The 21,600-nt window shown below is 62.8% G+C and carries 16 protein-coding genes, 1 tRNA gene and 1 pseudogene; 8 read left to right on the top strand and 10 right to left on the bottom strand.

Annotated elements, in window-relative coordinates; all coding sequences use genetic code 11:
• Positions 1–277, bottom strand: a 277-nt coding sequence (locus IGB42_RS17490) for a transposase (RefSeq protein ID WP_174764231.1), incomplete at its 3' end; no start/stop codon positions are given.
• A gap of 216 nt (positions 278–493) precedes the next feature.
• Between IGB42_RS17490 and IGB42_RS17485 the strand changes: the two genes are divergently transcribed.
• The gene (locus IGB42_RS17485) at positions 494–2,803 is read left to right on the top strand and encodes a kelch repeat-containing protein (protein WP_159674050.1); all 2,310 of its coding nucleotides are present in this window, start codon (positions 494–496) and stop codon (positions 2,801–2,803) included.
• 228 nt (positions 2,804–3,031) lie between these two features.
• Here the strand turns inward: IGB42_RS17485 and IGB42_RS17480 are convergent.
• The 4 genes and pseudogenes from IGB42_RS17480 to IGB42_RS17465 form a co-directional block, all read right to left on the bottom strand.
• Positions 3,032–3,405 (bottom strand): annotated as a pseudogene (locus tag IGB42_RS17480) (IS5 family transposase); the annotation flags it as partial.
• 210 nt (positions 3,406–3,615) lie between these two features.
• A tRNA-Ser gene (locus IGB42_RS17475) sits at positions 3,616–3,705 on the bottom strand.
• Between the two features lie 35 nt (positions 3,706–3,740).
• Positions 3,741–5,285, bottom strand: coding sequence for a hypothetical protein (locus tag IGB42_RS17470; RefSeq protein WP_159674048.1), 1,545 nt, complete (start codon positions 5,283–5,285; stop codon positions 3,741–3,743).
• Between the two features lie 90 nt (positions 5,286–5,375).
• The gene (locus IGB42_RS17465; protein WP_159674046.1) at positions 5,376–6,557 is read right to left on the bottom strand and encodes a pyridoxal phosphate-dependent aminotransferase; all 1,182 of its coding nucleotides are present in this window, start codon (positions 6,555–6,557) and stop codon (positions 5,376–5,378) included.
• Positions 6,558–6,640: 83 nt separating this feature from the next.
• Between IGB42_RS17465 and IGB42_RS17460 the strand changes: the two genes are divergently transcribed.
• The 4 genes from IGB42_RS17460 to nadC all read left to right on the top strand — a co-directional run bounded on the left by IGB42_RS17460 (position 6,641) and on the right by nadC (position 11,600).
• Positions 6,641–8,245 carry an ABC-F family ATPase gene (locus IGB42_RS17460; RefSeq protein WP_159674044.1) on the top strand — a complete coding sequence of 535 codons (1,605 nt, stop codon included), beginning with the start codon at positions 6,641–6,643 and terminating at the stop codon, positions 8,243–8,245.
• Positions 8,246–8,365: 120 nt separating this feature from the next.
• A complete protein-coding gene (locus tag IGB42_RS17455; protein ID WP_159674042.1) occupies positions 8,366–9,364 on the top strand; it encodes a YheT family hydrolase in 999 nt (332 codons plus the stop codon).
• 11 nt (positions 9,365–9,375) lie between these two features.
• Entirely contained in the window at positions 9,376–10,749 is a 1,374-nt protein-coding gene (locus IGB42_RS17450) for a phosphomannomutase/phosphoglucomutase (protein WP_159674040.1), read from the top strand.
• Between the two features lie 5 nt (positions 10,750–10,754).
• The gene (nadC, locus tag IGB42_RS17445) at positions 10,755–11,600 is read left to right on the top strand and encodes a carboxylating nicotinate-nucleotide diphosphorylase (RefSeq protein WP_159674038.1); all 846 of its coding nucleotides are present in this window, start codon (positions 10,755–10,757) and stop codon (positions 11,598–11,600) included.
• A 56-nt stretch (positions 11,601–11,656) separates the two neighbouring features.
• On the opposite strand, the gene IGB42_RS17440 is transcribed toward nadC, so the two are convergent.
• The 3 genes from IGB42_RS17440 to glmS all read right to left on the bottom strand — a co-directional run bounded on the left by IGB42_RS17440 (position 11,657) and on the right by glmS (position 15,760).
• The gene (locus tag IGB42_RS17440) at positions 11,657–12,145 is read right to left on the bottom strand and encodes a heme-binding protein (protein ID WP_159674037.1); all 489 of its coding nucleotides are present in this window, start codon (positions 12,143–12,145) and stop codon (positions 11,657–11,659) included.
• 121 nt (positions 12,146–12,266) lie between these two features.
• Entirely contained in the window at positions 12,267–13,829 is a 1,563-nt protein-coding gene (locus tag IGB42_RS17435) for a methyl-accepting chemotaxis protein (RefSeq protein WP_159674035.1), read from the bottom strand.
• A 125-nt stretch (positions 13,830–13,954) separates the two neighbouring features.
• Positions 13,955–15,760: a glutamine--fructose-6-phosphate transaminase (isomerizing) gene (gene glmS / locus IGB42_RS17430; protein ID WP_159674033.1), complete on the bottom strand. Its 1,806-nt coding sequence runs from the start codon at positions 15,758–15,760 to the stop codon at positions 13,955–13,957.
• Between the two features lie 176 nt (positions 15,761–15,936).
• Here glmS and IGB42_RS17425 point away from each other — a divergent pair, with 176 nt between their 5' ends.
• The 3 genes from IGB42_RS17425 to dxs are packed head-to-tail and all read left to right on the top strand — an operon-like array spanning position 15,937 to position 18,945.
• Positions 15,937–16,179, top strand: coding sequence for an exodeoxyribonuclease VII small subunit (locus IGB42_RS17425; protein ID WP_159674031.1), 243 nt, complete (start codon positions 15,937–15,939; stop codon positions 16,177–16,179).
• On the top strand, positions 16,176–17,078 hold the full coding sequence (locus IGB42_RS17420; protein ID WP_159674029.1) for a polyprenyl synthetase family protein: 903 nt from the start codon (positions 16,176–16,178) through the stop codon (positions 17,076–17,078). The genes IGB42_RS17425 and IGB42_RS17420 overlap by 4 nt, the downstream gene beginning before the upstream one ends.
• A gap of 19 nt (positions 17,079–17,097) precedes the next feature.
• Complete coding sequence (dxs, locus tag IGB42_RS17415; RefSeq protein WP_374705057.1) at positions 17,098–18,945, top strand: 1-deoxy-D-xylulose-5-phosphate synthase; 1,848 nt, start codon at positions 17,098–17,100, stop codon at positions 18,943–18,945.
• Positions 18,946–19,028: 83 nt separating this feature from the next.
• On the opposite strand, the gene IGB42_RS17410 is transcribed toward dxs, so the two are convergent.
• The gene (locus tag IGB42_RS17410) at positions 19,029–20,132 is read right to left on the bottom strand and encodes a tetratricopeptide repeat protein (RefSeq protein ID WP_159674025.1); all 1,104 of its coding nucleotides are present in this window, start codon (positions 20,130–20,132) and stop codon (positions 19,029–19,031) included.
• Positions 20,133–21,599, bottom strand: a complete 1,467-nt coding sequence (locus tag IGB42_RS17405; RefSeq protein WP_159674023.1) for a diguanylate cyclase — start codon at positions 21,597–21,599, stop codon at positions 20,133–20,135.
• Between the last annotated feature and the right edge of the window lies 1 nt (position 21,600).

The raw sequence follows: 21,600 nt of genomic DNA, 5'->3' as shown, positions 1-21,600 counted from the left end.
ACTTGATCTGCGCGTTCTCGGTGCGGCCGTTGCGCTGGATCGGCACCGGCACCAGCGTGGCATCGATGATCTGGCCGCAACGGGCCAGATAGCCATGGGCCTGCAGCTGGCGGTTCACTTCATCAAACAGTGCCGCACCCAGGCCGGCCTGGACCAGCTTCTCGCGGAAGGTCCAGACGGTATTGCGATCCGGCACCTTGCCGCTGTCCTTGATGCCCAGGAAACGCTGGAAGCTGCTGCGGTCAAGCACCTGATATTCGCGCTGTTCATCCGACAAGTTGAAGAGCTGCTGGATGACGTATACCCTTATGCAGATGAAAAGTGCGTGGTGATAACAAGCATTGGCACGTGGGCGATGCGCTCGCGAACACACCGTGCCTCCCATGATTTTCCAAGTGTTACACCGCAGTGCCCAATGAAGTAAAAGGCGTAATTTGACTCCTCTGGCATATCGCCAGCAGAACGGATTGTTCTGAACCAAGGAGGCATTTATATGCAAACATCTTTTCAATTGTCTGCCCGCCGCGGCGTGGCAGGCATGATGCTGGCGGCCTTGCTGGCGGCGAGTGGCGCCCAGGCGGCGGTGAGTACGGGCACATTGAGTGTGCCGCGCTTGTCTCATCAAGCCAGTGTGTTGGCGGATGGTCGGGTGCTGATCACCGGTGGGGAGGTTTCCGCGTCCACGGCGCCATATAGCAGCGTCGACATGTACGACCCCGCCATGGGCCTGTTCGTGCCAACGAGCCCGATGCTGCAGGCCCGTGCCGAGCACGGTGCGGTGACCTTGGCGGATGGCCGCGTGCTGGTGGTGGGCGGCACGATTGCCAACAGCCCGTCGCTGCTGGGTACGGCAAGTGCGGAAATCTTCGACCCGGCCACCGGTCAGTGGACGGCCACCGGCAGCATGGCAGTGGCGCGTGCACGTGTGCTGGCACAAAGACTGCCGGATGGTCGCGTGTTCGTGATCTCGAAGGACAACACTGGCGCACCGGCCTATGCCGAGGTGTATGACCCGCAGACCGGCACGTTCACCCCGACCGGCAATCAGCTGGTGTTGACCACTTTGCACGGTGTGGTCGTACTGGCGGATGGCAGGGTGCTGAAGGTGGGTGGCGTCGGCAATGTCGGGAGTGGCACCACATACCTGAAGCGTGCCGAGATTTGGGATCCGGCCACCAATCTGTGGACGGCAACTGGTGACATGAACGTGGCGCGGTCGGAAATCAAACCGGTGTTGCTTGCTGATGGCCGGGTATTGGTGGCGGGCGGCCGCAGTTCGTCGTCGCTGGCCAGTGCCGAAATCTATGATCCGGCGACCGGCAGGTTCTCGGCTGCGCCGGCCATGCCGGAGTGGGTCGACCCGGTGAATTATGTAGTGACGCTGCCTGGCGGCGATGTGATGCTGTCGGGCTCATTCAATAACGGCTTGCTGCGCTATAACGCGCAAGCGGGCAACTGGAGTGTGGCCGGCCCCAAGCGCCTCAGAGTACGCGAAGGCACGGCTACCGTGCTGCATGATGGCAGCTTGCTGCTGGCTGGCGGCACGGAGCAGCTCAATGCCTCGAGCTTTGCCGAGTTGTTCGAGCCAACGTGCCAGACACGAATCCTGGAGGCCAGCCCCGGCAGTATCAACCTGCCCAGCGAAGGCGGTAGCGCCAGCCTGACGGTGACCGGCGCACCGGGTTGCCACTTCGAAGTGGCCGGCTTGCCGAGCTGGCTACAGGGTGGTGCGCCCAACCCGCAGGTGATCCAGCCCGATGGCACCGCGGCAGTCGGCTTTGCCACCACAGGCAGCAACACCACGGTCACCCCGCTCAGCGCCAGCTTCACCGTGGGCAACATTAGAGTGCCGGTGACCCAGGCGGCCTCGACCTCCTGCACCAGCCAGCCCACGCTGTCGGGCACGTTCTCGTACAGCGCAGCAGCCACCAGCGGCACGCTGAACGTGAACGCCAGCGACCGCTGCCCGTGGACACTGCAGGGTGGCATGCCGGCATGGTTCACGATCAGCGGCCCCAGCAGCGGCGTCGGCAATGCCGTGCTGAACTACAGCGTGGCGACCAATACCGGCGCAGCGCGCAGCGGCGGCATCGCAGTGAGCGCGCAGGGCATCGGCAACAGCTATACCCTCACACAGAGCGCGCCAGGCAACTGCACGACTGCCCCGGTGCTGACACCGATCAATGTCAGCCTGAGCTCCGTCGGTGGCAGCACCACCATCAACGTGAGCGCACCGTCCACCTGCACCTGGATCGCCAGCGTGCCGGCCTGGGCTACCTTGACATCGGCCAACAGCGGCAACGGTAATGGCAGCTTCACTTTCAGCGTGCCGGCCAGCACCGGCGCACGCAGCGCCAGCGGCAGCGTGCAGGGGCCAGGTGTGGCATCGACCTTCAACGTCTCCCAGGCCCCGGGCGGCACCAACTGCACACCACCCACCACCCAGCCCATCAACAGCGGCGTGACGGTGAACGGCAATCTGCAGGCCAATACCTGCAGTTATGGTCTGCGTGGTAGCGGGTATTACACCGACCGCTACAGCTTTACCGCCACACCGGGAAACAAGGTAAGCATCGCACTCAGTGCATCGGCGTTTGACACCTATGTCTACCTGCTCGATCCGACCGGCAAGCAAATTGCCTACAACGATGACAGCGGCGGCAGCACCAACTCGCGCATCCCGGCCACCAGCGGTACCTTTACGCTGCCGGCCGGCACGGCGGGTAGCTACAGCATCCAGGTGACCAGCTATGGCAACGGCAATACCGGGCCGTACAGCCTGAATCTGACCGTTACCCCGTAACCTGTCCACGATTCGGCTGCGAGGGGCTGATCGGGGCTGATGTGCTGCCACCTCGTTTAGCCTCCTCTCACAGGGATAACGAACAACTTCTTGGCTCGACAACGTTATGTCAACCCCGGTTGCCGCAAGGTGCCGGGGGTTTTTTGGGTTTTATTCTAGATGTCTGGTGATCAACAGCGGTGCAATTTGATGCTCAAGTTCTATGCAACTAGGCGATCAAGTCAGTGCAATTTTGCAGTTCCGGCCACCGCGGGACTTGCCGATAGCCTGCGGACCGTTTTTTTTGGTGCTTCGGTGCCATCTGGATGGACCTTGACGCTGGTACTGTCCAAAGAGACGGCTTCCATCTTGATCCGTACAACCTGAGTGCGTTGTAGCTCCTCGAAGGCCCGGTCTAGAACGCCGACCTTGGCCCAGCGATTCATGCGGGTGTAGATGGTGTGCCAGTTGCCGAATCGTTTGGGCAAGCCTCGCCACTTACAGCCGTGCTCTGCGACGTACAGGATGGCATTGAAGACCTGCAGATTCGTGAGGCTGACGTTGCCGCGCTGCCGGGGCAGGCAGTGTTCGATCTGTGCAAATTGCGCGGACGTGATTTCCATGGACATCGTATCCGTAGAAATCGCTAACTGTGCAATTAGTGTTAACAGGCCCTGGTCCATAGCGAGTAAATCACTAACTCAGTAGTTCTTGTCTGGGGAAAGAAAGGCGAGGCCAAGTCCATATGGGTATAAAAATGGCATGCTGAATGGCATGCCGGAAAATTGAAAAAGAAAAAGCCCCTGAATTTTCAGGGGCTTAGTTCTTTATGTTGGCGGAAGCGCAGAGATTCGAACTCTGGGGGGACTCACATCCCCGACGGTTTTCAAGACCGCTGCCTTAAACCACTCAGCCACGCTTCCAGAGGCACGCAGTGTAACAAATTGGCCTTGGTCCGTCAGCCGCCAAGTTTCTCCAGCACCGCAAACCGGGTGAGCGTGGCTCTGGCTGTGTGCTCCAGCGCGGTACTCAGGCGGATACGGTAAATCTTGCCCTGCGCGGAGAGGCGGAATTCACGGCTGTCGGCAAAGAATGCTTGCGGCAGCAGCAAAAAACGCCCGCGCGGGTTGGCGGTGGCATCGGGTGAGTACAGGCCGAAGAAGCTGCGATCACTGCCCAGCGGGCTCAGTTCCACGATCACCGCGGTTTGCGTGAGTACCTCGATGCCGACATGCACCAGGCCATCCAGCGTCTTGTTGATACGGCGCACGATGCCCGTGGCAAAAGGCTGGTTGCCGATGCCGGACAAGCCAAGGATTTCGCCAGCCTGCAGCTTGTCGTCACCGGCGGACTGGTAGGTAACGCCCACGCCGCCGGCGCTTTCGTTTTCCACTTCCCAGCGTCCGCTCAGCGCAGGGGACCGGGCGGTGCTGCTGCCGGTGCGCTCGCCACGCAGGAACTGGATCACGTCATCCAGGCCGCGCACGACGTGGATGGCTTTTTTGGCTGTGCGGCGCTCGAACTTGCGGATGGGGGCCGGCGTATCGCGAGACCACAATTCGATCAGCCCCTGGATCAGGTCGATGTTGGCGGGTGCGGCAGAGTCTTCCGGCAGGCCATGCGCGGCCGGATCCACTTCATCCTGCATCAGTTGCTCGGCCACTTCGCGCATGTGTTGCACCAGCGGTTCGGTTGTCCAGTAGCGCCAGTTCTCGCCCACCATGTCGCGGCGTAAGCGCTTGGGCGGGGTGGAGCCGGCAATGTTGATGGCAAACAGCTGCCGGTTGGGGCGGATCTGTGTTTCCAGATCAATGCGGCCGGCCCAGCGCTTCAGCCATTGCGACAGCACTTCGATCTGGCTCGATTGCAGCCGTTCCGGGTTGGCGAGCGCCAGCATCAGCACCTGCAGGTATTCACGGCGTGATTCGGTGATTTCGCTGTCCGGATAAGCTTGCAGCGGCGTGTTGGCGCAGCCTTGCTGTTCAGCCAGCAAGTACAGCCGGTTCAGGTTGCGCCACACCTTGGGATCAAGCTCCAGGTAACGCAGGTAGGCCCATTTGATCTGCTGGCCGAAGTACGCCAGGCCGCGCAGGATGAAGATGTGCATGCTCTTGTCGAGCGGGCGGTTGCTGGTTTGCTGTGCCTGCTTGAGCGTGATGCGGTAGGCGTCGCCCATTTCTGCCCAGAAAGCGAGCAGGGTGGGCAGCACATGCGGTGGCCCTACATGTTCGACGATGACGCGGCCCAGATAAATGTCGACCAGATGTTGCTGTAAGGTGCGCGCTTTCTCGTCCAGGTAAGGAACGGTTTTCATCCGCTCCTTGAGACTGATTTTCGGATTGGCGTTCAGCTGTTTCAATGCCTTCACGATTTCCAGTTGTGCTTGCAGGATGTCTGATTCCGGCAGCTCCTGCATCATGACAGTGGCAGATTTGAGGTCGAATACGCCTTCCTGGTCGCGCTTGCTGAACAAGGCGCCCACCAGACCTTTGAAGTCAAACATCGTTGCCCATCCCCCTGATTTATTATTGGCTGGGATTGTAAGTCAATTTGCCGCTTACCAGATTAGGCAAACAGGGTCCCGGCTGCAAATTCAGGACGGACGGCGGCCACAGAAGTGCGCAATACGTTGCAATGCACCATTCAGGCGCGCTTCTGGCTGGGTGTAGGCAAAGCGCAACAGCGTGGGCGCATGGCCGAAATCCACCCCGGGGGTGACCGCAACCGCTTCCTCCGCCAGAAGTCGGGCGGCAAAATCGCTGGCGTCATCGGTAAAGCGTGCTGCATCGGCCCACAGGTAAAACGCACCATCGCCCACACAGGGTATTTCAAAGCCCAGCGCTTGCAGCCCGGTCGCCAGCAATGTGCGGCGCGCTGCCAGTTCCTGCCGGCGCGTTTCAAGAATGGCGAGGGTTTCCGGCGTGAATGCAGCCAGCGCCGCGTGCTGCGCCACGGTGGGTGGTGCCAGGAACAGGTTCTGCGCCAGCTTTTCCAGGTCGGGTAGCGCCCATTCCGGCGCCACCAACCAGCCCAGCCGCCAGCCTGTCATCTGGAAGAACTTCGAGAAACTGTTCACGACGAACACATCGTCCGCTACCGACAGTACCGTTTCATGCGGGCGGCCATATACCAGCCCCTGGTAGATCTCATCGACGATCAAGGCGCAGTCGCGCTGACGGGCGGCGGCGGCCAATGCGGCCAGTTCGGATAGCTCCAGCACCGTGCCGGTGGGATTGGCGGGGCTGGCTACCAGCGCGGCCACTGTGTTTTTATTCCAGTTTGTTGTCAGCAGATCGGCGGTCATCTGATAACGGCTGCCAGGGCCGACCCGCACATTGACAGGCTTGCCTTCAAACAGGCTCACCAGATGGCGATTGCACGGGTAGCCGGGATCGGTGAGCAATACCTCTGTATCGCGCTCTACCAGCAGCGCCAGGATGAGCTGCAGCGCGCCTGATGCACCGGGCGTGATGATGATGCGTGCCGGGTCCACCGTCACGCCAAACTGGCTGGCGTAAAAGCCCGCAATGGCTGCGCGCAGCTCGGGCAGTCCGCAGGCACCGGTATAAAAGGTTTTGTGCTGGCTCAGCGCCGCGATACCGGCGGCAACGATGGGGGCAGGGGTGGGGAAGTCGGGTTCGCCGACTTCCAGATGGATGACGTCATGCCCGGCCGCTTCCATGGCTTGCGCGTCCGCCAGGATGCGCATCACGTGGAAGGGTTCGATATGGGAAAGGCGCAACGGCCTTTGTGCCGCAAAGCGGTGCTGGGGCATGTGGTAGAATCCGGCGATTCGAAATTTTCAGTATTTTACCTGCGCCAAGGCCGGTTCGGCCCCGCGCGAGAGGCAATCGACACATGATCAGTACCGCCAATATCACCATGCAGTTCGGCGCCAAGCCGCTTTTTGAGAAAGTAAACGTCAAATTCGGCGATGGCAACCGCTACGGCCTGATCGGCGCCAACGGCTGCGGCAAGTCCACCTTCATGAAGATTCTGGGGGGTGATCTGGAGCCGTCCGGCGGTAACGTCAGCCTGGATCCGGGCGTGCGCTTGGGCAAGCTCAAGCAGGATCAGTTTGCCTACGAAGACATGCGCGTGCTGGATGTGGTGCTGCACGGCCATGCCGAGCTGTGGGATGCCATCCACGAGCGTGATTCCATCTACGCCAATCTGGAAGCCACCGAAGACGATTACATGCGCGCCGCAGAGCTGGAAGGCAAAGTGGCCGAATATGATGGCTACACAGCAGAAGCGCGCGCTGGCGCGCTGCTGATGGGCGCGGGCATCCCGATCGAGCTGCACAACGGCCCGATGAGTGACGTGGCCCCGGGCTGGAAGCTGCGCGTGCTGTTGGCCCAAGCGCTGTTCAGCAATCCGGACGTGCTGCTGCTGGACGAACCGACCAACAACCTGGACATCAATACTATCCGCTGGCTGGAAGAAACGCTGAACCAGCGCAACTCCACCATGCTGATCATCTCGCATGATCGTCACTTCCTGAACCAGGTATGCACGCACATTGCCGATGTGGATTACGGCGAGATCCGTATTTACCCCGGCAACTACGACGACTACATGCTGGCCGCCACGCAAGCGCGTGAACGCTTGCTGACCGACAACAGCAAGGCCAAGGAAAAAGTGGCCGAGCTGCAGGCGTTCGCGCAGCGTTTTGCCGCCAACAAGTCCAAGAGTCGCCAGGCCACATCGCGCCTGAAACTGGCCGACAAGATCAAGGAAAACATGATCGAGGTGAAGCCGTCGTCGCGGCAGAACCCCTACATCCGCTTCGACATGGACGACAAGCAGAAGCTGCACCGCCAGGCATTCGAGGCCAGCAATCTGTCCAAGTCGTTCGACAAGCCGCTGATCCAGAGCCTGAACCTGATTTTCGAAGCCGGTCACAAGCTGGCGGTGATCGGCGGCAACGGCGTGGGCAAATCCACGCTGATGAAGTTGCTGGTGAACGAGCTCAAGCCGGATGCCGGCAGCATCAAGTGGGCGGACAAGGCCGAGCCGGGCTACTTCGCGCAGGATCACGAGGAAGACTTCAGCGAAGACATCACGCTGTTCGACTGGATGAAGCAATGGGGCCAGCCGGGTGACGACGACCAGATCATCCGTGGCATCCTGGGCCGTCTGCTGTTTGGCGGCGATGATGTGAAGAAATCGGTGAAGGTGCTGTCCGGTGGCGAAAAGGGCCGCATGTTGTACGGCAAACTGATCCTGCAAAAGCCCAACGTGCTGATCATGGACGAGCCGACCAACCACATGGACATGGAGTCGATCGAATCCCTGAACCTGGCGCTGGATCTGTACAAGGGCACGCTGATTTTCGTCTCGCACGACCGGGTATTCGTGTCGTCGCTGGCCACGCAGATTCTGGAGCTGAACGGCGACGGCAGCTACGAGCACTTCCTCGGCGGGTACGAAGACTATCTGGCCAGCAAGGGTCTGGAATAAGCGCTTGGTGGTTTGCGCGATGCGTTGCATGGCCTGCCGCTCGTCGATCACGTAAGAAAGGCCGCCCTGGGTGGCCTTTCTTGCTTGTGCGCTTCACACAAAAAAATTAGCCTTGCACTCATGCGACACGAACGCCATCTCGATTTGCCCACTTACCACGCGCCGCCCTGGCTACCCGGCGGCCACGCCCAGACGGTTTATCCGGCGCTGTTCCTCTGGCAAAGGCTGACACGCTACCGGCGCGAAGCCTGGGTGACGCCCGATCTCGACAATATCGTGGTCGACTGGGTGGATGGCCGGGCAGGCACGCCCATCGTGGTGCTGTTTCATGGTCTCGAGGGCGGATCCAGAAGCCACTATGCGCTGTCGCTGGCGCAACACTTCTACCCGCGGGGCTACCGCGTTGCGGTGCCGCATTTCCGCAGTTGCGGCAATGTGTCCAATCGCCTGCCGCGTGCGTACCATGCGGGTGACAGCAACGAGATCGACTGGATCTTGCGCCGCATCCGTGATCGCAACCCGGAATCGCCGCTGTACGCGGTGGGTGTATCGCTGGGTGGCAATGCGCTGGCCAAATGGCTGGGCGAGCAGGGCGAATCCGCTGCAGAGCTGCTCAGCGGCGCCGGCGTGGTGTGCGCGCCGCTGGACCTGACCGCGTGCGGCAATGTGCTGGACGTGGGCGTCAACCGCCATCTGTACACACGCGAGTTCCTGCGCTCGCTCAAGCGCAAGACGCTACTCAAGCTGAAGATGACCGATAACCCGTATATCGACCGCGACAGCGTGAAGCGGGCGCGCACGCTACGCGAGTTTGATAATCTGGTGACTGCGCCACTGCATGGCTTCAAGAGTGTCGATCACTACTGGCAGACCTCCAGCGCGTTGCCGCTGCTCAAGCATATTGCCGTGCCCACCTTGCTGATCAACTCGAAAAATGATCCGTTCATTCCGGCCAGCAGCTTGCCGGGCGAGGACGATGTATCGGACTGGGTAATGCTGCTGCAGCCGAAGGAAGGCGGCCACGTGGGCTTCGTGACCGCGTATCCGCCCGGACGCCTGTCGTGGTTGCCGGATGTGCTGCACCGGTTCTTCCAGCATCACTCGCCGCTGCCGCGCTGAGCGGAGACCCGATGGCGCTGATACCCGCAGAAATCTTCAAGGCGTACGACGTGCGCGCGCGCACCGACCTGCTGACGCCGGATGCTGCTTGGCTGATCGGCCGCGCGCTGGGCTGCGAGGCCACCGCGCGTGGCTTCAGCCGCATGGCATTGGGGCGGGACGGGCGCCTGTCCAGCCCTGCGCTGACCGCCGCGCTGGCCCGTGGCCTGACCGAAGCCGGCATGCAGGTGCTGGACCTTGGCCTGGCGGCAACGCCGCTGCTGTATTTTGCCGCGAACCACGCTGCCGATGGCTGCGGTGTGGTGGTGACCGGTAGCCACAATCCGCCTGAATACAACGGTATCAAGATCATGCTGGGGGGCGAGGCTTTGGGTGGCGCCTTCCTGCAGGCGCTACGCAACTGCATCGAAACGGATGCATTTACCCGCGTACCGGCCGCCCAGCCGGGCAGCGTGCGGCAGTTTGCGGTGGCGGATGATTACTTTGCGGCGATTGCCGCGCGCCTGCCGCTGGCGCACCCGTTGAAAATCGTCGTCGATTGCGGCAGCGGTGTGGCCGGCGCGTTTGCACCCGCGCTGTACCGGCGCATGGGCTGCGAGGTGATCGAACTCTATTGCGAGGTGGACGGGCATTTTCCGCACCATCACCCCGATCCGCAGAATGAAGCCAACCTGTTGGACTTGAAAGCGGCCGTTGCCGCACACGGCGCGCACATCGGCCTGGCATTCGATGGTGATGGCGACCGCCTGGGCGTAGTCACGCGCCGTGGCGCCACGGTGCCGGGAGACCGGCTGCTGATGCTGTTCGCTGCCGCGGAACTTGCCGAGCATGGTGGCGGCCATGTGCTGTTCGATGTGAAATCGAGCCGCGCAGTGGCCGCGTGGGTGGCCCGGCACGGTGGCACATGCGAGGCCATTCCCACCGGCCACACGCATATGAAGAAAAAGCTGCGCGATACCGGCGCGCTGCTGGCGGGCGAGCTATCCGGCCACTTTGCGTTTGCTGGCTGGCGCATCGACGATGCGCTGTATGCGGGCGCCAAGCTGCTGCGGCTGCTGGCTGCCGGCCTCGATATCGATGCCGAGCTGGCTGGCTTCCCCACGCCGCTGACTTCGCCAGAACTGCAGATACCGCTGGCTGAAAACGGCCACGCACTGGTGGCGCGCATTGCTGCAGCCGCACGCTTTCCCAGTGCCGAGCGCGTGGCGGACATCGATGGCCTGCGCATCGAGTACCCGGATGGTTTCGGGCTGATCCGCGCGTCCAACACGCAACCCTTGCTTACCCTGCGGCTGGAAGCCGACAATGCACCCGCGCTGTGGCGGATACGCAGCGAACTTGCCGCCGCCATTGCCCCGTTGATCCTGCCTGATTTTGACTGCTGAGCCTCATGACCTTTGTCTTGCCCCCGCATCACCTCATTGCCGCCAACGTGGCTGCTGCATTGCAGGAAGATATCGGCGATGCCGACTGGACCGCCAGGCTGATCCCGGCAGGCCGCAGTGGCCGCGCCACGGTGATCGCACGCCAGGATGCGGTGATTTGTGGCCAGGCGTGGTTCGATGAAGTATTCCGCCAGGTGGATGCCGGTGTGGCCGTGCACTGGCAGGTGGCGGAGGGCGCACCCGTCGGAACGGATACCGTGCTGTGCCAGATCGAAGGCGTGGCGCAAAGCCTGCTGACCGCGGAGCGCTCCGCGCTCAATTTCCTGCAGACGCTGTCTGCAGTGGCCACCGAAACACGCCGTTATGCGGATGTGGTGGCTGGCACCCGTGCCCGGGTACTGGATACCCGCAAAACGTTGCCGGGCCTGCGCCGTGCGCAAAAGTATGCGGTGACGGTTGGCGGGGGTGCCAACCAGCGCATCGGCTTGTATGACGGGATACTGATCAAGGAAAACCACATCATGGCCGCTGGCGGCATTGCCGAGGCGCTGGCTGCCGCACGCGCGATTGCGCCTGACCACGTTACGCTGCAGATCGAAGTGGAAAACCTGCCGGAGCTGGCTGCGGCGCTGGCTGCCGGTGCGCCCTCGGTGCTGCTGGATAACTTCAGCCTGGAACAGCTGCATGAGGCGGTGCTCATCACCGCAGGCCGCGCGGTGCTGGAAGCATCAGGTGGCGTAGATATGGGCACCTTGCGCGCGATTGCTGAAACCGGTGTGGACCGGATTTCGGTGGGCAAGCTCACCAAGGATATCCAGGCGGTCGATCTGTCGATGCGTTTTGCGCTCTGACACCGGACAGATCAGCCGGCAAAGCGGATAGCGGCTTTGCCGGGGATGACGAGTTGCTACTTCAACCGGTCGGCAATCTTCGCAATGCCTGCCTGGGCACACGTTTCATCCAGTGGCCCGGCCGGTGCGCCGCCCACGCCGATGGCGCCGATCACTTCGTCGCCCACCTTGATCGGCACGCCGCCACCCAGCACCAGAAAGCCTTCTATCATCGGCAATGTGGCTGCAGGCGGATTTTTCTGTACCGCGTCCAGCATGGCCGTGGTGGCATTCCTGGCCGATGCGGACGTAAACGCCTTGTCCCGTGCAGCGGCGATGGTGTGCGGGCCGGCGCCATCGGCGCGCAGCTCGGCTTTCAGTACCCCGGCGCGGTCCACCACCGCTGCCGATACATTCCAGCCTTTGCCCTGGCAGAACTGCACTGCCGCCTGTGCGGCATCCACTGCAAGCGACAGTGACATATTGCGTTCGATCAGTACATCTGCCGCGTGTACCGGCAGGGTGGTCATGGCAAGCAGGGTGGCCAGCAACGGACGTAGCGGCATGGTGATGTCCTCCGGGTGGATCAGGGTGGCCCGGGATCGGCGCCACTCATACACCATAGCCCGTTGCGTGCAGGCTGAAAGGCGCCGCAGACGACAGGCAACATTGCCACGGTTAATGCCGCTAGAAGCGGAAATGTGCCAGTTGCTTGTCCAGCCGGTTGGCGGTTTCGGTCAGGTCACGCATGTCGCCGAGCATTTCCTCGCTGCGCCGGCTGCTATGCGCTGCGCCTTCACCGATGCCGGCCAGCCTTTCGTGGATGGCCACGCTGGCCTGGCTTTGTTCTTCGACCGCGGCGGCAATGGTATCCATCATCTCGCTGACGTTTTGCGCGGCCGAACCGATGGCGCCCAGCGAGCCCGCCACCGCCTCGCCATCGCCCAGGCACTCGCTGACCCGCGCACTGGCAGCCTGCATCGCGCCCAGTGTTTCACGTGCCTTGGTGCGCGTGGTATCGAGGATGCCGTGGATATCATGGGTGGCGCTGGCCGTTTGCAGCGAGAGCTTGCGCACTTCGTCCGCTACCACTGCAAAGCCCCGGCCTGCTTCACCGGCCCGCGCCGCTTCGATGGCGGCGTTAAGCGCCAGCAGGTTGGTCTGGCCGGCAATGTCGGCAATGCCTTGCGCCACGCGCACGATGTCCTGCACTGCCAGCGTGAGCGCGGAGAGCGCTGCCTCCGCATCGCCAAACTCGCTGCTGAGTGCATTCAGCCGCACGATGGAGTTGCGGCCGGCATGGCTGGCGTTGCCGGCGGCATCACGCGTCTGCGCGGCGAGGTTGGCGGCCTGCTCGGCCTGCTCGGCCACTGCGTTGATGGCGCCCTGCAGCGTCTGGCTGGTACTGGCAATGTCTTGCAGGTGACCGGTCTGGCGTGCGGCATCGCCGTGGATGGCATCGGCCAGCCGGGTGACATCGCCAGCGTCGTTGCGTGTGGTTTGCGCGGCTTGGCTGACGGTAGACAGCGTGCTGGCCAGCCGGGACAGGAAGCGGTTGAGGCTGCGGCCCAGCTCGCCGATTTCATCGGCGCTTTCCAGCATGCGCCCGGTCAGGTCGCCCTGTTCCAGCCGCTGGCTGGCTTCATGCATGGCTTGCAGCCGCGCCCGCAGCTTGCGGGCAAAGTACAGCTGGCTGGTCACGATCAGCAGTGCGGTCAGCGCCAGCGGGATCAGCGTGCTGGCCAGCAGATTGGCCATGCGCTCATCAATGGCGGTGGTGACCTGCCGCGCGTCGCTCTGCATGCCCGCGCTGGCGGTATCGAGCAAGGCCAGTACCGGCTCGAGCTCATTCTTGGAGATCTGCTCGGGGATGCTGAGCGCATCCTGCGGGCTGGTTTCGGAAATCTTCACCGCACTGCGGAACTGGGTCAGGTATTGCGCCCAGTGCTGCGCCAGCGCGGTGTTGAGCGCCGTGCTGTCGAGGCCTGCAAGGCCGGCAAGATTTTTCTGCACGGTCTGTTCCGCATCGTTCAGGCGCTCGCCGGTATCCGGGGCCAGCGGATCGGCGCGCGATACGGTCAGCATGGTGCTGCGGATGTTGCCGATGGCGGCCAGTGCCTGCTGGCTGTCGTGATAGCGCTGGTAATCGCTGTGCAGCAGGCGTACCTGCGTGGTGACCCATAGCCCGAGCCCGACCAAGGCGATGACGGTAATGGCGCTGACGGTTTTAAGCTGGGCAGAGATACGCATGATGGTCTGGCTGTTGAATCCGAGACCGCAAAGTATTTAATTCCGGTTACGCCCATATTAAAAGTTGCGCTGGCTTACAGATTTACCCGGGCAGCAAGCGGAGCCGGGTCACGTGATGGCCGCTGCTACTGCTCGTTGGCAAAGGATTTGGCCAGATAGCGCGGTGTATCGATCTCGTTACCCTTGCAAACGGCAATCCGGTAGGCAAGCAATTGCAGCGCGATCACGTACAGGATGGGGTTGAGATCGTGCAGATCATCGGGCATGCGGGCGATGTTGAGCCGGTCTGCCTGGGATAAGCCGGCGTCTGACAGCACGAACAACTCGCCATTGCGGGCGCGGATTTCCTGCAGGTTGGCCAGCAGCTTTTCGGCCAGCCGGTTCCACGGCAGGCAGGCTACCACCGGCAGCTTGGCATCCACCAGTGCCAGCGGGCCATGCTTGAGCTCGCCGCCGGGGTGGCCTTCAGCGTGCAGGTATGCCACTTCCTGCATTTTCAATGCGCCCTGCAATGCGATCGGGTAGTTGTAGTGCCGGCCGATGCAGAACAGGTGCTCGCTACGCGCCAGCCGCTGTGCCCACTGGTCCAGTGTGGGCTCCAGCGCCAGCACAGCCTGTGCGGCCTGTGGCAGGCGCAACAGGTCGGCATGCGCCTGCTGCTGCAGTACCGGCGTGAGCCGGCCGCGTTGCTGCGCCAGCCCCAGCGACAGCAGGTAGAGCATCAGCAACTGGGCGCTGAAGGTCTTGGTGGACGTCACGGCGATTTCCGGCCCGACTTCATGCGCCAGTTGCAGTTGTGCCTGGCGCATCAGGCTGCTGTTGCGTACGTTGGAAACGCCCAGAGTGACTGTGGCGCCCAGTTGCTGTGCGTGGCGCAATGCAGCCAGCGTATCCGCGGTTTCGCCCGATTGCGACAGGCCAATGGCCAGCGCATTGCTCGGTAGCACCGCATCCAGATAACGGAATTCGCTGCCAAGCTCCACGGTGGTGGGCAGGCCGGCCAGCCCTTCCAGCCAGTAACGGGCAGTCAGCGCTGCGTGATAGCTGCTGCCCGATGCAATCAGCACGACCGCATCCACATTGCCCAAGCTGCGCGCACCATGGTCGCCCACCAGCACGTTCAGATCCGGATCGCAACCGAAGCGTGCCAGAGCATCGGCCAGCAGCGCGGGCTGCTCGTTGATTTCCTTGCCCATGAAATGGCTGAAGCGGTCCAGCTCGGCGCGGTTGCTGCGGATATTGATGGCATCATGCTGTCGGCGCACCGGTGCACCACCGGCATCGACGATTTCATAATGCGTGGGTGTCAGGCTGGCCACATCGCCAGCGGTCAGTCGCACCACGTCGGTGGCAAACGGCAGCAGTGCGGCCAACTGGTCTGCGCAGGCATAACCGCCCTGGTGCGAGGCAATCAGCAGCGGAATACCCGCACTGGCAAACACCAGCTCATTGCTGTTGCCGTGTTCGATCACGCCGATCGCATACAGGCCGGTCAGCTCTTGCATGGCCGCGTGCGTGGCGCGCACCAGGTCACGCTGGGTGCGGTGATGCCAGTGGATCAGTGCGGCAATCAGCGCCACCTGGTTTGTGGCTTCGCTGGCATAGCCCAGCGATTCCAGCCGGTTGGCTACTGCCTCGCCGTTTTCCAGGCTGCCGCGCATCACCACGCCGATCAGCTCGCGCTCGATCACCGTGGCATGGCTGGCGACCGTGGCCCAATCCAGCCGCATCAGCAAGCGGTTGCTGGTTTGTCCGCCCAGCGCGGCCAGCAAGCTGGCTGGCCCGTCGTTGCTCTGATGGGCGGCAATGCCGTTCTGGTCACCGCTGATGGCAACGCATCCCTGCAGGCCCAGTGGGGCAAGCCGCGTACATTGCTGTTCCAGCGCGGGCAGGCAGTTTTGGGCGGCGATCAGGCCGATCAGGTGACTCATGGCAGGCTCTTGGACGGATTTGTCACTCTATTTGTAGTGCAGTCTGGCCGCGCAGGCTTGCAAACGTCATAAGTGAATGCTGAAACTGTGTGAAAAGCGCCGCCAACGGCCAGCGCAATTGACTAATGGCGCGGGTTTGGGCTACTTTCCACCCGTTCCCCCGCCTGTGTTTTTTCATGTCCAGATCCCCCAAATCCACTGCTGCTGCACCTGCTGATTTCGAAGCGGGCGTAGTCGAGCTCGAAACGCTGCTCGCCCAGCTTGAAAACGGCCAGTTGCCGCTGGAGCAGGCGCTTGCTGCCTACCAGCGCGGCCAGACGCTGCTGCGCTACTGCGAGGGCAAGCTGGAGGATGCGGAACAGCAGCTCAAGGTACTGGAAGGGGGCGAGCTCAAGCCCTACAGTGCGGAGGCGCCATGATTGCCGCCGATCTCGATTTCAAGGGCTGGATGAGCGCAGTACAAGCGCGCATTGAACACGTGCTGGAAGCCTGTCTGCCCAGCAACGAACACATCCCCGCCCGTTTGCACCAGGCAATGCGCTACGCGGTGCTCGACGGTGGCAAGCGGGTGCGCCCGCTGCTGGTGTTTGCCGCCGGCGAGCTGGTGGGCGCGGACCCGGCGCGGCTGGATCATGCCGCCGCCGCCGTCGAGCTGATCCATGCGTATTCGCTGGTGCACGACGATATGCCGCCGATGGACAACGACGTGCTGCGCCGTGGCAAGCCCACCGTGCATGTGCAGTATGACGAAGCCACCGCGCTGCTTGCTGGCGACGCGCTGCAAACGGCCGCATTCGATGCCTTGTCCGGCCACGTATTGACGGACGATCCGCGCGAGCAGCTGAAAATGATCAACCTGCTCGCCAAGGCATCCGGCAGCCTCGGCATGTGTGGCGGGCAGGGGGTTGACCTGTACAGCGTGGGCAAGGCATTGAACCTGCCCGAGCTGGAGCTGATGCATATCCTGAAAACCGGCGCGCTGATCCGTGCCTCGGTCTTGCTGGGCGCGCATTGCGGTACTTCGCCCGGTGCGGAGCAACTGGCCCGGCTCGATCATGCGGCCAAATGCGTGGGGCTGGCGTTCCAGGTGGTTGATGATATCCTCGACTGCGAAGCGGATTCGGCCACGCTGGGCAAGACCGCCGGCAAGGATGCCGCCAACGACAAGCCCACCTATGTGTCGCTGCTGGGGCTTGCCGCCGCGAAGGAAAAAGCCGCCGAACTGCAAGCGCAGGCGCATGCCGCGCTCGATACCTTTGGCGCGCCTGCCAGCCGCCTGAAACAGGTTGCCGACTTCATCGTCGCGCGCCGCTCCTGAACTGTTCCTCATGTCTGAACTGACCAATACCCGCTTGCTCGACCGTGTGGCCTGTCCTGCCGACCTGCGCCGCCTTGAGCGCAAGCAACTGCCGCAACTGGCCGACGAACTGCGCGCCTTCCTGCTCGACTCCATCAGCCAGACCGGCGGCCATTTCGCCTCCAACCTGGGTGCGGTAGAGCTGACGGTTGCGCTGCATTACGTATTCGATACCCCGAACGACCGGCTGGTATGGGATGTGGGCCACCAGAGCTACCCGCACAAGGTACTGACCGGCCGGCGCGAACGCATGGGCAGCATGCGCAAGAAGGGCGGGCTGGCTGGTTTCCCCAAGCGTGAAGAAAGCGAGTATGACACCTTTGGCGTTGGCCATTCTTCCACGTCGATCGGTGCTGCGCTGGGCTTTGCCGAGGCCGCCAAGCTGCGCGGCGAGGGCCGCCACGCCATCGCGGTGATCGGCGATGGTTCGATGACCGCCGGGCAGGCCATCGAAGCGCTGTTCAACGCTGGCCACCGCGACGTGAACTTGCTGGTCATCCTCAACGACAATGAAATGTCTATTTCGCCCAATGTGGGGGCGTTCAACAATTATCTGGCCAAGCTGCTGTCGGGCAAGTTCTACAACGGCTTCCGCAATGCCTCCGGCAAGATGCTGGATGTGATGCCCACGCTCAAGGAGCTGGCCAAAAAGGGTGAGGAAAGCGTCAAGGGCTTCTTTACCCCGGCTTCGTTCTTCGAGGAACTGGGCTTCAACTATATCGGCCCCATCGATGGCAACAACCTGGAAACGTTGCTTGCCACGCTGTCCAACATCAAGAAGTTGAGCGGCCCGCAATTCCTGCACATCGTCACCAAGAAAGGCCACGGCTACAAGCTGGCGGTGGACGACCCGGTGAAATACCACGCCGTCACGCCATTCACGCCGGAAAACGGCATGACCGGCAGCAAGGGCGGCAAGATCAGCTTCACCCAGGTGTTCGGTGACTGGTTGTGCGACATGGCTGCGCAGGATCAACGCCTGGTGGCCATCACCCCGGCCATGCGCGAGGGCTCGGGCCTGGTGCGTTTCGAGAAGGAATTCCCCACCCGCTATTTCGACGTGGGCATTGCCGAGCAGCACGCGGTGACCTTTGCCGCTGGCCTGGCTTGCGAAGGCCTCAAGCCGGTGGTGGCGATCTACTCGACCTTCCTGCAGCGCGCGTATGATCAACTGATCCACGACGTGGCGCTGCAGAACCTCGATGTCACCTTTGCCATCGACCGTGCAGGTTTGGTCGGCGCAGACGGCCCTACGCATGCCGGTGCGTTCGACCTGAGCTTCCTGCGCTGCATTCCCAATATGGCGGTACTGGCGCCGGCGGACGAGAACGAATGCCGGCAGATGCTCTACACCGCCTGGCAACACAACGGCCCCGCCGCCGTGCGCTATCCGCGTGGCGCCGGCAATGGCACCGCAATCGAAGCAGCCATGAGCGCCTTGCCCTGGGGCAAGGGTGAAGTGCGCCGCACTGGTGGCAAAGTGGCGATCCTTGCGTTCGGCACCGTATTCGAAGCGGCGCTGCAGGCTGGTGAAGTGCTGGATGCCAGCGTGGTCAACATGCGCTTCGTGAAGCCGCTGGATGTGGAACTGGTGAGGCAACTGGCTGCCAGCCATGACCTGCTGGTGACCGTGGAAGAGAACGCCATCATGGGCGGCGCGGGCAGCGCGGTACTTGAAGCATTGGCTGCCGCCGGCATTGCCAGACCGGTGCTGCAGCTGGGCTTGCCCGATAGCTACGTCGAACATGGCGAGCAGAAAGAGCTGCAGGCCGATTGCGGGCTGGATGCTGCCGGTATTGCTGCTGCGATACGGGTACGACTGGGCTGATTGCTAGCGCGTTGAATAAACCATGCCGGCTTGCAGCCGGCATGGTTGTTGCGGGGCGAGTAGTTTCCTGAGCGGCAGCCGATTCAGCGGCTTGCGGGCGAATTTGCCCCAGGCGTTGCAAAGCGCAGGCGCGTGCGGGCAAGGCGGCTGCGCGCTTCCAGCAACTTGAGCTGTGCTGCCGCTTGCGGGCTGCTCCGCAACGATGTTTCCGGGTTGGCGGGGAAGGCCTGGCTGCGCAATGCGTGCAGTTCGCGGTAGCGGCGCAGCGTGGTTTCGTGATCACCGCGATCTGCGGCAATCTGTGCCAGCAGGCTGACCGCGTCCTGCTGCAGCGAGGTCAGCTGCGCCTGCCTTGCCAGCTCGCGCGCGCCCAGCAGATCGCGTTCCGCGCTACTGGTATCGCAAAGCCGGGTGAACACTTTGCCCAGTGCCAGCAGCGCGTGCGCCTTGCCCCACAGGTTGTCGTTTTCGTTGTTGAGGCGGAATGCGGCTTCCAGAAAGGGGACTGCTGCGGCATCCTTGCCCTGCGCGTACAGGATCAGCCCGCGGTAGTTATGCACTTCCGCAGCCCATACCCGGTTGCTGACCGCACCCTGCAGCAGTGCATCGGCCTCTGCCAGTGCCTGTTCGGCACGGCTGTAGTTGAGCTGGCGATATGCATCACCGGCCACATTGATCAGTGCCTCGCATTCCAGCCGGGCTTCACCCAGCGGGCGCGCCAGCTTGAGCGCAAGCTCATGGTAGTGCAGTGCGCTGTCGTGATCGCCGAACGCCACATACACCTGGCCCACGCCCAGATAGACCCGGGCGCAGTTGTACAGATCATGGCTGACGTGCGCGTGTTCCAGGCTTTTTGCCCAGGTATCGAGCGCACGTGCAGCATCGCCAGCGGCGTAATGGCAGCGGCCTTCCTCGATCAGTGCTTCCACATGCGCGCGGGCCAGGTTGGCATGCAGAAACACCTTGGCGCCATGGCGGAACGCCTGCTGGGCATTTTTCAGGCTGCCGGTATGCTGCCACGCGTGCCCCAGCGTCACGTAGGCGAGGCCGATCAGTTGCGCATCGTTCAATGCGCGCGCGCGCCGCAGCAGCGCATCGATCACGGCCGGGCTTTCCGGAGAGCCGGAGGCTGCGGCGGTGGCCAGCGGTTCAAGCTCGGATGCCAGTTTTTGCTGCGTGTCGCTCACTCAGGCCTCCGGGGTGCTGCAGATGCGGTTGCTGCCGGCGCGCTTGGCCAGGTAAAGCGCCAGATCGGCGCGTGACAGCAGGATTTCCGCCGTATCGCCATGCGTGTATTCGGCGCAGCCGATGCCCACGGTGATTTTCAGATTGGGGTAGGCCAGCCAGTGATGCGATTCGATGCGGTAACGGATGCGTTCCGCCGTCTTGATCGCCTCGGCAAGGTGCACACCGGGCAGTGCCAGCACGAACTCTTCGCCGGAGAAGCGAGCCGGCAGATCGCTATCACGGCATTCATGCAGCAACAGCTGGGCCACACCCTGCAGCACTTCATCCCCGGCGGCATGCGAATAAGCGTCGTTTACCGCCACCAGCTGATCGATATCGAGCAGCAGCAAGGACAGCGGCACGCCGCCCTCGGCAGCGGCGGCCAGATCGGGCAGCCGCTCGTTCAGCGCGCGGCGGTTGGGCATCTGCGTGAGCGCATCACGGTAGGCGGCGTTTTCCAGTTTTTGCAGCTGCTGGCGCCCCGCCTGGGTTTCCTCGCGCAGCTGCGACAGTTCGATCTCGGACGTCAGCAGCTTCAGGCGCATTTCGATGGTAGCCAGCCGCTTGCTGGTGGCACGCGCAGCGGTGGTGGGCAGTGGCTGGCGCGCCAGGAAGGCCGCGTAATGTTCGGTGGCGCGTGCATGGTCAGCGCGTGCTTCGTACAGCGCCGCCAGCTCGCGGTGGATGTCGCCCTGCAGCCTGGCGGCGTCGAGCGCGCTGGCAAGCTCTGCGGCCGCTTTCAATTCCGTTTCGCCGTCCTGCCCAGCGGCCTGCTTCAGCTGGCCGATGCGCAGCAGGCAGCGCAGTTGCCCGCCGCGCGCACCATATTGCCGGTGTTGCTGCAATGCATGTTCATAGCAGACCAGCGCCTGCGCCGGCCTGCCATCCTGGCGGACCAGCTTGCCGAGTATCTCGTGGTAGGTGGCGGGCCAATCCGCGCTGGCATCGTGCTCTGCCACGCGCAGCACCGCGCTGGCTGTCGGCAGCTCGCCCAGCGCAAACAGGTCGGCAGCCAGCGCCAACTGGCAGCGCGCCAGCAATTCGCCATGGCTGCCGGCAAAATCCAGCGCCTGCTCGTGATGACGCAATGCGCTATCCACATCGCCCTGGCGGCGATGCAGCGTGCCGATTTCCAGCCACAGCTCGGCACAAAGCGGCGCGTGTTCCACCTGCAACGCCTTGTCCAGCCCCTGCAGCCAGATATTGAGCGCCTTGCCCTGATTGCCGCCATCGAGCAGTGTGCTGCGCCCCAGCCACAGGTCAACCTCGGCCTGGGCAAGCAGGTCGGCCCCGCATAGCCGCGCAGCCTGTTGCAGCAATGTCTCCGCACTGTGCTCGCCGCGCAGCAGCGTGGCTGCCTGCGCAAGCAACACATGCCTTTGCTGGGTGATCTTTGCAGAATTACCGGGGCTCAAATCAGTGGTCATT

The sequence above is a fragment of the Andreprevotia sp. IGB-42 genome (genome assembly GCF_009848685.1).
In the GTDB taxonomy this organism is placed as follows: domain Bacteria; phylum Pseudomonadota; class Gammaproteobacteria; order Burkholderiales; family Chitinibacteraceae; genus Andreprevotia.
This window is presented reverse-complemented; position numbering and strand designations above follow the sequence as displayed.